This is a genomic window from Burkholderia sp. BCC1996, assembly GCF_905339955.1.
Taxonomy (GTDB): domain Bacteria; phylum Pseudomonadota; class Gammaproteobacteria; order Burkholderiales; family Burkholderiaceae; genus Burkholderia.
In genome coordinates this window covers 60,539-74,646 of the sequence record NZ_CAJPHM010000002.1, presented here as the reverse complement: position 1 = coordinate 74,646, position 14,108 = coordinate 60,539, and the positions used below count along the sequence as shown (strand labels likewise).

General features: G+C 62.5%; 13 protein-coding genes and 1 tRNA gene. 8 read left to right on the top strand and 6 right to left on the bottom strand.

The features are described 5' to 3' along the window. The first annotated feature begins 10 nt into the window (after positions 1–10). The 7 genes from fdxH to U4Z64_RS02425 all read left to right on the top strand — a co-directional run bounded on the left by fdxH (position 11) and on the right by U4Z64_RS02425 (position 7,577). On the top strand, positions 11–925 hold the full coding sequence (gene fdxH, locus U4Z64_RS02455) for a formate dehydrogenase subunit beta (RefSeq protein WP_124521371.1): 915 nt from the start codon (positions 11–13) through the stop codon (positions 923–925). Then, positions 922–1,548 carry a formate dehydrogenase subunit gamma gene (locus U4Z64_RS02450; protein ID WP_044843841.1) on the top strand — a complete coding sequence of 209 codons (627 nt, stop codon included), beginning with the start codon at positions 922–924 and terminating at the stop codon, positions 1,546–1,548. Before fdxH ends, U4Z64_RS02450 begins: the two co-directional genes overlap by 4 nt. 107 nt (positions 1,549–1,655) lie before the next feature. Continuing rightward, positions 1,656–2,591 carry a formate dehydrogenase accessory protein FdhE gene (gene fdhE, locus U4Z64_RS02445; protein ID WP_321819174.1) on the top strand — a complete coding sequence of 312 codons (936 nt, stop codon included), beginning with the start codon at positions 1,656–1,658 and terminating at the stop codon, positions 2,589–2,591. Between the two features lie 73 nt (positions 2,592–2,664). Further along, entirely contained in the window at positions 2,665–4,104 is a 1,440-nt protein-coding gene (selA, locus tag U4Z64_RS02440) for an L-seryl-tRNA(Sec) selenium transferase (protein WP_321819173.1), read from the top strand. Further along, a complete protein-coding gene (gene selB / locus U4Z64_RS02435) occupies positions 4,101–6,026 on the top strand; it encodes a selenocysteine-specific translation elongation factor (RefSeq protein ID WP_321819172.1) in 1,926 nt (641 codons plus the stop codon). Before selA ends, selB begins: the two co-directional genes overlap by 4 nt. 31 nt (positions 6,027–6,057) lie before the next feature. Next, a tRNA-Sec gene (locus U4Z64_RS02430) sits at positions 6,058–6,153 on the top strand. Between the two features lie 170 nt (positions 6,154–6,323). Beyond that, on the top strand, positions 6,324–7,577 hold the full coding sequence (locus U4Z64_RS02425; RefSeq protein ID WP_321819171.1) for a tyrosine-type recombinase/integrase: 1,254 nt from the start codon (positions 6,324–6,326) through the stop codon (positions 7,575–7,577). Positions 7,578–7,924: 347 nt separating this feature from the next. Here the strand turns inward: U4Z64_RS02425 and U4Z64_RS02420 are convergent, their stop codons facing one another. Then, entirely contained in the window at positions 7,925–8,218 is a 294-nt protein-coding gene (locus U4Z64_RS02420; RefSeq protein WP_321819170.1) for an H-NS histone family protein, read from the bottom strand. Positions 8,219–8,905: 687 nt separating this feature from the next. Here U4Z64_RS02420 and U4Z64_RS02415 point away from each other — a divergent pair. Further along, complete coding sequence (locus tag U4Z64_RS02415) at positions 8,906–9,472, top strand: hypothetical protein (protein WP_321819169.1); 567 nt, start codon at positions 8,906–8,908, stop codon at positions 9,470–9,472. A 65-nt stretch (positions 9,473–9,537) separates the two neighbouring features. Here U4Z64_RS02415 and U4Z64_RS02410 read toward each other — a convergent pair whose 3' ends face one another. The 5 genes from U4Z64_RS02410 to U4Z64_RS02390 form a co-directional block, all read right to left on the bottom strand. Next, on the bottom strand, positions 9,538–10,191 hold the full coding sequence (locus tag U4Z64_RS02410; RefSeq protein WP_321819168.1) for an acyl-homoserine-lactone synthase: 654 nt from the start codon (positions 10,189–10,191) through the stop codon (positions 9,538–9,540). A gap of 243 nt (positions 10,192–10,434) precedes the next feature. Further along, positions 10,435–11,139, bottom strand: coding sequence for an autoinducer binding domain-containing protein (locus U4Z64_RS02405; RefSeq protein ID WP_321819167.1), 705 nt, complete (start codon positions 11,137–11,139; stop codon positions 10,435–10,437). A gap of 422 nt (positions 11,140–11,561) precedes the next feature. Then, the gene (locus tag U4Z64_RS02400) at positions 11,562–12,488 is read right to left on the bottom strand and encodes a 3-oxoacyl-ACP synthase (RefSeq protein WP_321819166.1); all 927 of its coding nucleotides are present in this window, start codon (positions 12,486–12,488) and stop codon (positions 11,562–11,564) included. Continuing rightward, complete coding sequence (locus tag U4Z64_RS02395; protein ID WP_321819165.1) at positions 12,485–13,525, bottom strand: 3-oxoacyl-ACP synthase; 1,041 nt, start codon at positions 13,523–13,525, stop codon at positions 12,485–12,487. The genes U4Z64_RS02400 and U4Z64_RS02395 overlap by 4 nt, the downstream gene beginning before the upstream one ends. Continuing rightward, entirely contained in the window at positions 13,522–14,073 is a 552-nt protein-coding gene (locus U4Z64_RS02390) for a GNAT family protein (protein ID WP_321819164.1), read from the bottom strand. The genes U4Z64_RS02395 and U4Z64_RS02390 overlap by 4 nt, the downstream gene beginning before the upstream one ends. Positions 14,074–14,108: the final 35 nt, after the last annotated feature.

Genomic DNA, 14,108 nt, shown 5'->3' with positions numbered 1-14,108 from the left:
GGGGGAAGAGATGGCATTGCAATCGCTGGATATCAAGCGCGTCTCGGCCACCACGACGCCGCCGCCCACGGCGCGCGAACCGGTGACCGGGAGCGTCGCGAAGCTGATCGACGTATCGAAGTGCATCGGCTGCAAGGCATGCCAGACGGCATGCATGGAGTGGAACGACCTGCGCGATGAGGTCGGCACCAACGTCGGCGTGTACGACAACCCGGCCGACCTGTCGGAGCACTCGTGGACGGTGATGCGCTTCGCCGAATACGAGAACCCGGCGGGCGACCTCGAGTGGCTGATCCGCAAGGACGGCTGCATGCACTGCGAGGATCCGGGCTGCCTGAAGGCGTGTCCGTCGCCGGGCGCGATCGTGCAGTACAACAACGGGATCGTCGATTTCCACGAGGAGAACTGCATCGGGTGCGGCTATTGCGTGACCGGCTGCCCGTTCAACGTGCCGCGGATCTCGAAGAAGGATCATCGCGCGTACAAGTGCACGCTCTGTTCCGACCGCGTCGCGGTCGGCCAGGAACCGGCCTGCGTGAAGACCTGCCCGACCGGCGCGATCGTGTTCGGCACCAAGGAGGACATGAAGCAGCACGCGGCCGAGCGGATCGAGGACCTGAAGGAGCGCGGCTTCGAGCATGCGGGGCTGTACGACCCGCAGGGCGTCGGCGGCACGCACGTGATGTACGTGCTGCATCATGCCGACAAACCGTCGCTGTACCACGGGCTGCCCGACAATCCGTCGATCAGCCCGATGGTGAAGCTGTGGAAGGGCATCGCGAAGCCGCTCGCGGTCGCCGGCCTCGCGCTGACCGCGCTGGCCGGGTTCTTCCACTACACGCGGGTCGGTCCGAACGAGGTCAGCGAGGAAGAGGAAGCCGCCGCCCGCGACGAGGCGCGACGCATCAAGGAGGACGCAAAATGAAGCACGACGACCCCAACCTGATCGTCCGCTACACGCCGAACGAGCGCACGAACCACTGGATCACCGCGATTACGTTCGTGCTGCTCGCGCTATCCGGGCTCGCGCTGTTCCATCCGTCGATGTTCTGGCTCACCGCGCTGTTCGGCGGCGGCCAGTGGACGCGGATCCTGCATCCGTTCGTCGGTCTCGTGATGTTCGTGTCGTTCGCGATTCTCGTGGTGCGCTTCTGGCATCACAACACGCTCGACGCGGACGACCGCCAATGGCTGAAGCAGATCGGCGACGTGCTGACCAACCAGGAAGACAAGCTGCCGCCCGTCGGGCGCTATAACGCCGGACAGAAGCTGCTATTCTTCACGTTGGTGGCGTGCCTGCTGCTGCTCCTGCTGTCGGGGATCGTGATCTGGCGGCGCTACTTCTCGTTCTACTTCCCGATCGGGGTGATCCGCGCGGCGGCCGTCGTGCATGCCGTGGCGGCCTTCGTGCTGATCGCGAGCATCATCGTGCACATTTACGCGGCGTTGTGGGTGAAGGGCTCGATCGGGGCGATGGTGCGCGGCACCGTCACGCTGGGCTGGGCCCGCAAGCATCACCCGAAGTGGTTCCGTGAAAGCGTGAAATAACGCACCGGAGCGGGGCGGCTCGCCGATCGCGGCGGGCCGTTCCGTCAGCCGTCGGAATCGCCTGAAGCGCCGACTTGTCGGCGCTTGTTTATTTGGAAGACATTTTCGTGACACAACGCATTCTCGAACCGACCGAGATTTCGGCGCTCGATCATTCGGCCATTCCGCGCTTTCGCCTGCCGGAGCGCGGCATCGCGTTCGCCGCGCGTGCCGCCCGGCTGCGCAAGCTTGCCGACCTGAACCCGATCAGCGGCTACCTGCGGCTGATGGCGACCGTTGCCGACGCGCAGCACGCGACGCTGCAGGCGCTGGAACTGCCGCTGCCGTCGCCCGAAGCGATCGCACGCGCGCAACAGCATTCGATACCCCTCGTGCCGGCGCTCGACGGCGAGCGCAACCCGCAGTGGCGGGCCGTGCTGTACGAACTGCTCGATCGCGTCGAAAGCGCCGGGCTCGTCAATCCGTCGCTCGCGAAGCTGCTCGATCGGCTGCGCCTGATGGCGCCCGCCGAACTCGACGCGCAGGCCGACGCGATCCTCGCGTTGCGCTTCGCCGAAGTCGACCCGGCCACCGCGCCGTTCCTGATGGCCGCGCTGCAGGTCGTCTGGACCGATCTCGCGAGCCGCGTGGCACCGGCCGACGTCCCGTATCTCGACCAGCCGGGGCTGTGCCCTGTGTGCGGCACGCATCCGGTCGCGAGCGTCGTGCGCGTCGGCGGCCAGTACCAGGGCTACCGTTTCCTGCAGTGCGGGCTGTGCACGACCGAGTGGCACATGGTGCGCACGAAATGTTCGCACTGCGATTCGACCAAGGGCATCGCTTACCACGGGATCGAAGGCGGCAGCGAAGCCGTCAAGGCCGAGTCGTGTGACGAATGCAAGACCTATCGCAAGATCGGCTACCAGGAGAAGGACTACGAGTTCGAGCCGCTGGCGGACGATCTCGCGAGCCTCACGCTCGACCTGCTGATGAACGAAGCCGGCTACCAGCGCAGTTCGCCGAACCCGCTGCTGTGGCCGGACATGTCGCGCGAAGCGGAATGACGGTACGGAGCCGGGGCGCGCGCGAGCGCCGGCGCCGGCTGCCTGCCGCGCATGGAATTGGAGCCACCATTACGTGACCGAACCGGGTTTGAATGAACTGAATGCCGTCCTCGCACGCGTGCCGTCGGTGGAGCGCGTGCTGACGTCGGCGCCGCTGCAGCCGCTGCTCGCCGACTATGGACGTACGCGCGTGCTGAACGCGGTGCGCGCCGAACTCGAACGCTGGCGCACCGCCGTGCAGCAGGATCCGCCGGCGGCCGGGCCGCTCGACGAGCCGCGCATCGCGGCGGCCGTCGCCCGCACGCTGGCCGCGCAGAGCGCGGGCACCGTGCGCGCGGTGTTCAACCTGACCGGCACCGTGCTGCACACGAATCTCGGGCGCGCGCTGTTGCCCGACGACGCGGTGCGCGCGGTGGTCGACGCGCTCACGCAACCCGTCAACCTCGAATTCGACCTTGCCACCGGCCGCCGCGGCGACCGCGACGACCTGATCGACGATCTGCTGTGCGAACTGACCGGCGCGGAAGCCGCGACCGTCGTCAACAACAATGCCGCGGCCGTGTTGCTCGTGTTGTCGGCGCTTGCGCCGAAACGCGAAGTGATCGTGTCGCGCGGCGAACTCGTCGAGATCGGCGGCGCGTTCCGCATTCCCGACATCATGAGCCGTGCGGGTGCGAAACTGCGCGAGGTCGGCACCACCAACCGCACCCATCTGCGCGACTACGCGGACGCGATCGGTCCGCGCACGGCGCTCCTGATGAAGGTGCACTGCAGCAACTACGCGATCAGCGGCTTCACCAAGGAAGCGACGCTGGCCGAACTCGCGCCGCTCGCGCGCGAGCACGGCCTGCCGGTGGCGGTCGACCTCGGCAGCGGCACGCTCGCCGATCTGTCGCAATGGGGCCTGCCGCACGAGACGACCGTGCAGGAAACCGTCGCGGCCGGCGCGAACCTCGTCACGTTCAGCGGCGACAAGCTGCTCGGCGGCCCGCAGGCCGGACTGATCGTCGGCGATCGCGCGCTCGTCGCGAAGATCAAGAAACATCCGCTCAAGCGCGCGCTGCGCGTCGGCAAGCTGACGCTCGCCGCGCTCGAACCCGTGCTCCGGCTGTACCAGGCGCCGGAATTCCTGCGCGAGCGGCTCACGACGCTGCGTCTGCTGACGCGGCCGCAGCGTGACATCGCCGAGGCCGCCGAGCGCGTGCGTCCGGCGTTGCAGGCCGCGCTCGGCGGCGGCTTCGACGTGCAGGTCGAGCCGATGTTCAGCCAGATCGGCAGCGGTGCGCTGCCGGTCGACCAGTTGCCGAGCGCCGGGCTCGTCGTGCGCACGCCGGACGGCAAGCGCGGCGGCCGTGCGCTCGCGCAGCTCGAGAAGCGGTTGCGCGAATGGCCGCGCCCGGTGATCGGCCGCATCGCCGACAATGCGCTGCGGCTCGACCTGCGCTGCCTCGAAGCGGCGGACGAAGCGGCATTCGTCGCGCAATGCGTGCAGGTCGCGGGGCCGGCTGCATGATCGTCGGTACCGCGGGACATATCGATCACGGCAAGACGACGCTCGTGCGCGCGCTGACCGGCGTCGACACCGACCGCTTGAAGGAAGAGAAGGCGCGCGGCATCTCGATCGAGCTCGGCTATGCGTATACGCCGCTCGAGAACGGCGACGTGCTCGGCCTGATCGACGTGCCGGGCCACGAGAAGCTGATTCATACGATGGCGGCCGGTGCGAGCGGGATCGACTTCGCGCTGCTGGTGATCGCCGCGGACGACGGCGTGATGCCGCAGACCCGCGAGCACCTCGCGATCCTGCAACTGCTCGGCGTCGCGCATGGTGCTGTCGCGCTGACGAAGTGCGATCGGGTCGACGCCGCGCGCCTGTCGGCGGTGCGCGACGAGATCGCCGCGTGGCTGCACGGCTCGACGCTCGATGGCGCGCCGATCTTCGAGACCTGCGCGACGCGCGAGGACGATCCGGGCGTCGCTGCACTGAAGCGTCATCTCGCCGATGCGGCACTCGCGTGGCGTGCGCGCCGCGACGACGGCCTGTTTCGGCTCGCGGTCGATCGCGTGTTCACGCTCGCCGGGCAGGGGACCATCGTGACGGGCACCGCGTTCGCGGGCCGCGTGGCGACCGGCGACACGCTCGCGGTCGTGCGCACCGGCGGCGCGGCGCGCGTGCGCAGCATCCATGCGCAGAACCGGCCGGTCGACGCGGGCCGCGCGGGCGAGCGCTGCGCGCTGAACCTGGCGGGCGTCGACCGTGCGGACGTCGAGCGTGGCGATACCGTCGCGGATGCGCGGCTCGTTGCGACGTCGCCGCGTCTCGACGTCGAACTGACGCTGCTGGCCGATGCGGGGCTCACGCTGACGCACTGGGCGCCGCTGCACGTGCATCTCGGCACGCTGCATCGCGTCGCGCACGTCGCGCTGCTCGACGGCGATACGCTCGCGGCGGGCCACACGATGCGCGTGCAACTGGTGTTCGACGAGCCCGTGTTCGCGCTGCCGGGCGATCGCTTCATCGTCCGCAATCCGCAGGCGACGCGCACCGTCGGCGGCGGTCGCGTGCTCGATCCGTTCGGTCCCGCCCGCAAGCGTCGCACGCCTGCGCGCCGCGCATGGCTCGACGCATTGGCCGCGTGGCTCGACGAAGGGCGGCTCGATGCGCTGCTCGCGCAGGCGCCGCTCGGGATCGCGCGCGCGATGCTCACGCACCTGACGGGCTTCGCGCCCGACGTGCTGGCGTTGCCGGACGACGCACTGGCGATCGGCCAGCGCGAGCGCGTGTCGAACGACGGCACGGTGATCGCGCGGGTGCATTGGGACGCGCTGCAGGCGCGGGCGATCGATACGCTGCGTGCGTATCACGAACGCGTGCCGGACGAGCAGGGGCTCGATGCGGCGCGCCTGCGGCGGATGGCGGCGCCGCTCGTCGGCGATGCGCTGTGGCGTGCGTTGGTCGATGCGCTGGTCGACGGCGGGGCGGTTGCGCGAAGCGGGCCGTGGCTGCATCTGCCGTCGCATTCGGTGAGTTTCGATGCGCGCGAGGAAGCGCTGGCGCAGCAATTGCTGCCGCTGATTCATGCGGGGCGTTTCGATCCGCCGTGGGTCCGCGATCTGGCGCGCGACACGGGCGCGCAGGAGGAGGCCGTGCGCACGCTGCTGCGCAAGCTCGCGCGGCGCGGCGACGTGCATCAGGTCGTGCGCGACCTGTTCTATCACGCGGATGTCGTGCGCGAGCTGGCCGGGCTGGTCGCGCATCTCGCGCCGATGCGCGGCGGCGGGCTCGACGCGGCGACGTTTCGCGATGCGACGGGGCTCGGCCGCAAGCGCGCGATCCAGATTCTCGAGTTCTTCGATCGGGTTGGGTATACTCGCTTCCACCGCGATCTTCACTTCCTGCGGCCTGACAGCGGTTGGGTGGGTGTACAGGCGTAGGCGCTCGTTGTTCTTTGGTTTTTTTCCCCACGGAAGGCATTCGTATCCGGTGGTACGGCTGGACTTCAAATCCAGTTGGGGGTGTCAGACACTCCCGGGTCGGTTCGACTCCGGCTGCCTTCCGCCAGTCAAGGCTTCCCGCGCATTCCGGCGACTTCCGTAAACGCGCCGTAGGTCGCTGATTTCAAAGCGATTTGTGGGTAACGGCATGCTTGCGACTTCCGCCACGGCTCTGCACAATCTCCCCATGAAACATGGGTAGCGGGTTGGGTTTTGTGGGTAGGAAAGGAGGACGACATGGCGGGACGACACTTGCATCGGCTTAGCGCACTGCGCGTCGCGAAGGTGGCCGATCCAGGCCATTACGCAGACGGCGGTGGCCTCTACCTGCAGATCGCCGATAGCGGCGCACGCTCATGGGTGTTTCGCTTCACGCTCGATGGGCGCGTGCGCGAAATGGGCCTCGGACCGCTGTCGCGGGTTTCGCTTGGTGAAGCGCGGAAACTGGTTAGCGGATATCGCGAGATGGTCGGAAACCAGATCGATCCCATCCTCGCCCGGCGTGAAGAGCAGCATCGGCGACGGCTCGATATCTCGGTCGATGCCAATGTAACGTTCCGTGAGGCGGCTGAAGCGTTTATCCGCGCGCGTGAACCGGAATGGCGAAACCGCAAGCATGTCCAGCAATGGGGCAACACATTAAAGACGTACGCCTATCCCATCATCGGCGATGTGCGCGTGCGCGACATCGACACAGCGATGATCGTGCGTATCCTCCAGCCGATCTGGACCAAAAAGGCAGAAACGGCACGCCGGGTGCGCGGTCGAATCAAGGCAATCCTCGACGCGGAGACCGTGATGGGTCACCGCACCGGCGGCAACCCGGCCCGATACGTTGACCATCTCCAACTGGTGTTGCCGCGCTCGAAGAAGCGTTCGCAGATCAAGCATCATCCAGCACTGCCATGGGAAGATCTGCCGACGTTTATCCGGGAACTGGAGCTTCGTCCCCGACGCGCGGCGCGGGTGCTGCATTTGCTAATCCTCACGGCGACTCGCACGAACGAGGCACGTTTTGCGCGCGTCGACGAATTTGATCTCGACAATCGGCTCTGGAGCATCCCGGGCGATCGTACAAAAAGCGGTCGGCCACTTCGCGTGCCGCTTTGTCAGCGAGCCGTCGAAGTCGTCCGTGCTGCACTACCCAAGGCCAAATATGGGTATCTTTTCCCCGGTTGCACGGAAGGGCACCCGTTGTCGAACATGGCAATGCTGGCCCTGTTGAAACGCATGTCGTACTCTGGGATCACCGTGCACGGTTTTCGGTCGACATTTCGTGACTGGGTCGCCGAATGCACCGACTATCCGGATTCCTTGGCAGAGGAAGCCTTGGCGCACATCATTACTTCGCAGACGATAGCGGCTTATCGGCGTCGCGATCAACTCGAAAGACGGCGGCTCATGATGGAAGACTGGGGGGCGTATTGTTCAAGCGGACACATGCTTGAAGCGTCAATGGCACCGGTCATGCCGCAAACGTTCGCTGCCTAAATCGACGCTGCTTCTGTTCTGGGAACGGTGCTGCGGGTCGGACGGGTTCCCACTTGCCCGGTATCGCGTGTGTGGGGCTGAGTCGTCATGTCGCTTGATCCTGATGCAATGCAGGCCGAATTCATCGACATCTGGCGGTATCGCTGCTATGTATGAAATAGAATCACCGCCGAGACGAACGGCATGGATTCCCAAGGACTGCGGAGGAGTCTTCAGCGTTGGGGCAACTGAGACGGATCGGAATCGCTTGAGCCGGAACGGCTTGATACAGAGTCAACCGGGCCTTCAGCATGAAGCTGCGGGCCCAGAGAGTGTCCGTAGGGCGACCGATCGCTACGCTACGGTGATCATTCGGCGATCAAGAAGCGATCACGTTTCTTACCCTTAATCCATGACGGTTCGCGGCCGCGCCCGCTCCACGTCTTTCCCGTTTTCGGATCCTGATACTTCGCCGTCGGGGCTTGGCTGCCATTCGCGCCACGTGCGCGCTTACGGCCGAAGAGCTGTTCCGGCGTGAGGCCATACTCTTGAATACGCGCACGAACTTCTTCGAGCACGGTCTCTAGTTCGGCCTGCCTAGCTTCTTCCGCTTGCACGAGCAGCGCATCAGCCTTGGCTTTCAACTCTTGATAGGTGGCCATTCTTCACTCCACGTGGCTAAAAGGAACAGCATTGAAATGGTCGCTTCGTAGAGTCCAATTCGGAGCGACGCATCGGGTCTGCGACGTTCTATTGTCAGCAGGGCTATTGTAACGATTGCGCGATTTTCTCATCGTTTGGACTCGGAGTCGATCATTTATCGTCTCCGAGGCCGCGAATCTGGCGGAGCAATTGAAAACCGGACATTGGACTATTGCGGTTGGATACGCAAACAGCCGACGATCATCAGCGGATTGTTGGTCGGTCGCCCGCTGTGCGCCGATGTGCGCTCAACCGCACTGATCCTACAATGCGCGTTGGGGCCGTCTCCATCGGGCTGCGTTGGAGTCACAATGAGGAGGCCTATTGTGTGATCGCCGGCTCTGCTAAGGCATGAAACGTCAGACAAGCCGCTTCATTTTTTCGGGACGTGCGTGATCTCGTGCAATTGACAGACCAATTCTGCGCCGATGTTGTGGTGGGACGTTTCGTTTTTCCATATCGTTCAACTTCGCAGATGCGCCGATCGGTACCCCCTAATTCTCACAGTTGACATTGCTGCGTGAAGGAACGAAAAAGGACGCAGCGATTCGGGCTGGAGCGATGATTCTGGTTAGCTCGGTACATCATCGGTCCGATTTCTCGCGGTGTGTGGAGTACATATCGCCATGTTCGAGGCGAGGCCTGTTATGGAGCAACGCGATAATGTTTGGCGGTCGAGTGATACAAGCGCATGCTCGGCACTGGCCTGCGATTGCGCGACCTTACAGATTCGTTTGCGAAGGGCCGAAACGCAGATTCGGCGTCTCACAAGATGCGTTCAACTGAAAGACGAGAAGCTGTGCGAGCTCGGTAAGGTCCTGGCGAACTCGGCGACCGCGCACTACTGCGTTGAAGAGCGATTGCAGCGTGAACTTGACGCGTTGCGGATAGACCTGCCGGCCGACGTGCCGAGCGATCACTACGGTCCTGTTGATGGCAATTCGATGGGAGGCGGTGTAGTCGTTCGCCTGCCTTACCTGACCACGATCCTCTCAGTTTTGTTCGACGCGATGCATGTGTTCTGGACGGACTGCGATGGCGGCCGTCTGCCAAAATCTTCGACTGTCGCTCATGCGATTGATGAACGTCTCGGACTGAGGGCACAGGCAAGCGGCGAAGGTTCACGCACCGGTCAGGCCTACGCATCCGCCATCCGGCCGGATTGGGTAAAGGATGCGGATAACCGGCATCACCACCGGCGATCCACATCCTAGTTGTAGTCGTGGAAGTCGAGCGCACTAATTGCGGCGAAGCGCGACGGTCGTCGCCGGGAGGGGACCTATTGCACGTCTGCCGCGCAACGAGCAGCGCGTGGCACCGTCTCCACCACCGAGCCACGAACATTCGGCGTGAGCGGACGATGCCACGTGATTGAAGAGCGGAGACTATCGAGATCGGATCCAAGTTTGGCGAACGCGGCGGGCGTCAGATCAATGGCACAGACGACGAACGGGGAGCTAGCGGTCTCCGGATGAGGTCCCACATACTGAAGATCGAGGCCAAAGCGGCGATACAGCCGTGCGATGGCCTGGGTGACGACACCAATGATGCGGGTCGCGCCGAGGGATGCCGCGACGGCCATAACATAGGGAAAGAGTTGCATGCCCGAGCCGGCAAACCGCGATAGCTCCCATACGGTGGGTGACGAGGGAAAATCGAGGTTCGACGATTGAGGAAGTAGTTCCCGGAGCAGGTACGGGGCGGTAGTTGGCATCAGACGTGCGCATCCATATATCTGCCCTTCGGAAGTGAGTTCAACAACCTGAATGGTGTTTTCGCCATCGAAGTGATCCCATTCTATGGTTTCATTTTCCTTAACATCGGGTAGCGGCCAGCCGAGGCGGCGCACGAACACGTCGTACCGGAATGCGCCGAGTCCATCACGAAGTTCAAGCGGTAAGTCGCTCAACCTACCCGCGATAATGAGTGGCATTTGCGTTCTCCATCATTTATTGATGGGCGCCACCGTATCAAGTCGAAACAACAACGGGAACTAGTTAGGTAGGGAGGAGGCGCAGATGAATATTGGACGCGCATCATCCGTGCGAGATTGAAGATCTCTGGTTGGTCCAGAATTATTCAATATATGGGATTCGAGAGGTGCGGCATCACGGTTAAATCATGCCAGCGACGTGCTCACAAATTATTCGGAAAACGTCGACTGAAAATAAGAGGGCTAATCAAGTAGACCGAAATTGGAGGCAATGACGGCGGCTGCTATCCTGCTATTCACGTTCAGGACCTTCATTGCTTCAGTGATATGATATTCGACGGTATGGCGGGATATTTCGAGAATCATGCAGATATCCGACGATGTTTTACCTTGCGCGACCCATGAAAGACATTGGCGCTGACGCGGAGAAAGCTGAATGAACGCCTTTGGATGGGGAGGAGCGAACCGATCCAGCTCCAAACGAAATAGATTGCTGATTACGCTCGCGAGCTGCCGGCTCGTCCCTGCATTGATACGGGATGATGGACCTGACAGATTGATGAGCAAAACACTGCCCCCGACCTCACGAATTGGAATGCTCAGCCCGTTTTTGAGTCCGGCGTCGCACGCTTCCACGAGCACATGTCGCTCAGCATGGTTCAAGTCGGTAATATCGCCCCAGCGATAAGGTCCTGAGGAAGTAAAAGCCGCTCGATGTACGGGATCAACGGAGCCATAGTTGTGCTGTAGATAGTGCTGCACCCAGTTGTTGGGATAATGCGAGCAGATTGCCTCCATAGACATGCTAGGTCTAGAGCGAATGCAAGTCAGGGAGATCCGTGTGACGGCGTAACATGGAAAACCCAATGGAAGCACCGCATTGCCAAGCAAGTCGGAAAGCGAAGAAATATCCTTTGCATCGGTAAAGAGAGACAGGATTGGCGCCATTCGGGTGGCTAATGTGACATTCCATGGTGGCGGCTTGGACGCTTTTTTGCTTGTGCGATGCCGAAATCGCGTTCTCATGACTTCTACCTCGCTTATTGCCTAGTGGCATTCAAGAAAAATTCTGGAGCAAGGCGCCGACACTCTGGCAGCGACTCGGACAAAAAGTATGGTAGTGGGGCGCTGAATGTACGCGCACCCGCTATGCTAGGGCCGACGCCGGAGGGTTACGTCGAGATGGATGTTGGGTGCGTAGCTAATGTGGAGTCTAATGGTTTGAACCGGAACGTCATCCAATAGATTGTAATAATTTAATACGCGATTTTATTTTTAAAAGTCACCGCCCGGAACGGGAACGATATTGCGACGTATTTAGCGATCGTGTGGCGCTCCGTCGGCGAAATTTCCTGAATTCAACGATCCTGTTAACGAACGAAGAGTGCTGCTGCGGAAAATCCTCCCACTCCGCGGGCGCATAGCAGGAAAGGCTTACCGGGAACCAGATCATCGCAGTCGGCGAGATTGATGAATGGATCGCTGACCGTCACATGCGCGACGCGAGCAAAGTTGTCAGTAAACAGGCATCGTGCTGGAAGACCGAGCGATGCGGTAGTTCGGCGCCAGGTTGGCAGATCAAGATGGGAAGGCAAGATGCGCTGAATTTCAGCTAGGGGCACATTCGCCTCAGCGCTCGTTTGCGTCGCGAGTCGACGCGCCGCAAAGAAGTACTGAGGTGCGAAACGCGATTCATCTTCTCCCAGTGTGCCTAGCCAACCTTCTCCACTCGCGTGAAACGCCAGCGAGATCAATCGATTGATCGAGGCATTGCGTTCGACGAGCACCGCACATGCGCCGTCGCTGAGCAATCCGGCCCCGGCTATTGACCGATCGCTTGCGAGGGGCATGACGTCTGCGCCGACCAGCAGGCCGCGGTTGATAGCTGGACGGGCGGAAAACATCGCGCGAATGATCCGTAGCGCGCCCAGTGATGAGGCGCAATGCTGTTGCGCAAACGAGAATGCCTCTGCCTGCTCGAAACCAAAGTGTTCGCATAGCAGGCGTGGCAGGGATAGCGGCGGAGGGGCGACGCTGCCCTGAAGCGTATGAACGTAGACGAGAAAGTCGATCGTGTCGGGAGCAAAATGGGTCGCACGAACGAGCGATTGGATGGCGTTCGCGGCAAGCGAAAGCGCAGTCTGTCCCCGAGCGTCATAGAACGAGCGCACCCCCGCTTCTTCGAGGCGTTTGACGGTCTCGACGGACTGCTTGGTTCGTTGGGCCCAACTGCGGACATCTTCGGCCGGCTCAGGCAGATAGTAAGCGGTATGGACGATCCCAATAGAAGCGCTCATGACGGATTGAGATATACGTGCGGCCTGCCATGCGATTCGAACAGTGCGCAACCAACGAAACCGCCCAGGCCGACGCCCCACGTCAGGATTCGATCGCACACTGACAGGTCGTGAGATTCGAGTGTGTTGGCGAGCCGCACGATAGGTTCGGCTGCGCCTAGATGGGCGCGGTGGCGGTCGGAAAATTCAACGGCACGGCGACTGAGATGTCGGCAAATAGCTTCATCGAGTCGCGGATCTATTCCTGCTCCTACGACGGTGTCGAGGTCGTTCGGCTGAAGCGCGTGTCGGAGCAGTATCGCGTCGATCGTCGATTGCAGCGCCGGAACCCAATCGGTGCGGATGTCTAGGCTTGAGAGCGGGGCGGGTGGCGCGAACCGGTGGAGGCGGCTGGCGCGTGCGTCGATCACCACCAGTCCGCAAGACGCGGGTCTGGAGCGTTCCACGAGGATGGCACCGGCTGCATCGCCCTGCACAATTCCCTGATCCGTCCATCGCGGAAACGGTGGATACCACTTTTCTGCAGCGACGATCAAGATGGTGTGGATTTCGGGCTCCGCAATCAGCAGATCACTCGCCAGCTGGAGGGCCGTGAACGTGGAGGCCCCCTGCTGTTGGGAGATGGAGAACGGGAAGCAGGGCGTGCCGATTACTGCACGCAAGCGTCCAGCGGTTGTTGTGGACACGTGCTCGTTGAGGCTACTGTGGCAGAACATTGCAATATCGATCGGCGCTGCATTGGCTGGCTGCGCAGCACATATTGTCTGCGCCACTTTGGCCGCCAGCCCGGACAGATCGATATCGCGCTCAACGGGCACACAGCGAAATTCCTCCGGCGCTGCGCTGATTGCAGCGCTTCCGGTTGAAGCCGCCTTCTTTGTGGGGTGAGGGGCGTAATCCGCTTGCCACGACGCGACCCAAGCGTGCCAACCGGACCGTATCGGAGCGTCGTGCGTCGGCTCGATTGCGCGCTCACGCTGTACAGCGGCTGTGTGCGGCACATAGCTGGCAAGTGCCGTGATCACAGGTGTATTCATGGTGCGCGTGGTAGCGCGAGGTCGTCGGGCAGCAGGTCGTAAAGGATCCGCCCGACGCGCATGCCATCGACGAGATGGCAGTCTCGTTGCTGTCCGATCAGACGAAAACCCAGGCGCGCGAGCAGACGTTGCGACGGAACATTGCAGTCGACAGCCCATGCAGTGATGCACCGCAGCCGATCACGGACGAACGCTTCATGAAGGAGGTGTGTCGCTGCGTTGAAAGCCATATTGACGCAGGTTGGCCGCAACCGATCGCGAAGGATCCAAAATGAGCCCGTCGCGAAGCGATGCGTAACATCACTGACGGCGACGATACCGCTCGGCACTGTATAGCCAACCGAACCGAATACGCGTATTCGATGCTGTCTGCTATGGACCATCGCTTGCACCGCCAATGCGGGTAGGGTTTGGCGTCCGAGCCCGAAGTCGAACCACCGGCTGATGGTCGGCTGGGCGAGCCAGGCGACGATGTCGTCGATGTCATTCAGCCCTGGTTCGCGTAGCCAGAAAGTAGAGGACGTTGCATGCGATGCAGCGTTGTCCATTGAGGGCTGAGGCGTGCCATCCGTAGGGGCGCAGC

Excerpts from the sequence above, each read along its gene's own strand:
- fdxH (WP_124521371.1), top strand. The coding sequence starts at position 11 with ATGGCATTGCAATCGCTGGATATCAAGCGCGTCTCGGCCACCACGACG.
- U4Z64_RS02450 (WP_044843841.1), top strand. The coding sequence starts at position 922 with ATGAAGCACGACGACCCCAACCTGATCGTCCGCTACACGCCGAACGAG.
- selB (WP_321819172.1), top strand. The coding sequence starts at position 4,101 with ATGATCGTCGGTACCGCGGGACATATCGATCACGGCAAGACGACGCTC.
- U4Z64_RS02425 (WP_321819171.1), top strand. The coding sequence starts at position 6,324 with ATGGCGGGACGACACTTGCATCGGCTTAGCGCACTGCGCGTCGCGAAG.
- U4Z64_RS02420 (WP_321819170.1), bottom strand. The coding sequence starts at position 8,218 with ATGGCCACCTATCAAGAGTTGAAAGCCAAGGCTGATGCGCTGCTCGTG.
- U4Z64_RS02415 (WP_321819169.1), top strand. The coding sequence starts at position 8,906 with ATGGAGCAACGCGATAATGTTTGGCGGTCGAGTGATACAAGCGCATGC.
- U4Z64_RS02410 (WP_321819168.1), bottom strand. The coding sequence starts at position 10,191 with ATGCCACTCATTATCGCGGGTAGGTTGAGCGACTTACCGCTTGAACTT.
- U4Z64_RS02405 (WP_321819167.1), bottom strand. The coding sequence starts at position 11,139 with ATGGCGCCAATCCTGTCTCTCTTTACCGATGCAAAGGATATTTCTTCG.
- U4Z64_RS02400 (WP_321819166.1), bottom strand. The coding sequence starts at position 12,488 with ATGAGCGCTTCTATTGGGATCGTCCATACCGCTTACTATCTGCCTGAG.
- U4Z64_RS02395 (WP_321819165.1), bottom strand. The coding sequence starts at position 13,525 with ATGAATACACCTGTGATCACGGCACTTGCCAGCTATGTGCCGCACACA.
- U4Z64_RS02390 (WP_321819164.1), bottom strand. The coding sequence starts at position 14,073 with ATGGACAACGCTGCATCGCATGCAACGTCCTCTACTTTCTGGCTACGC.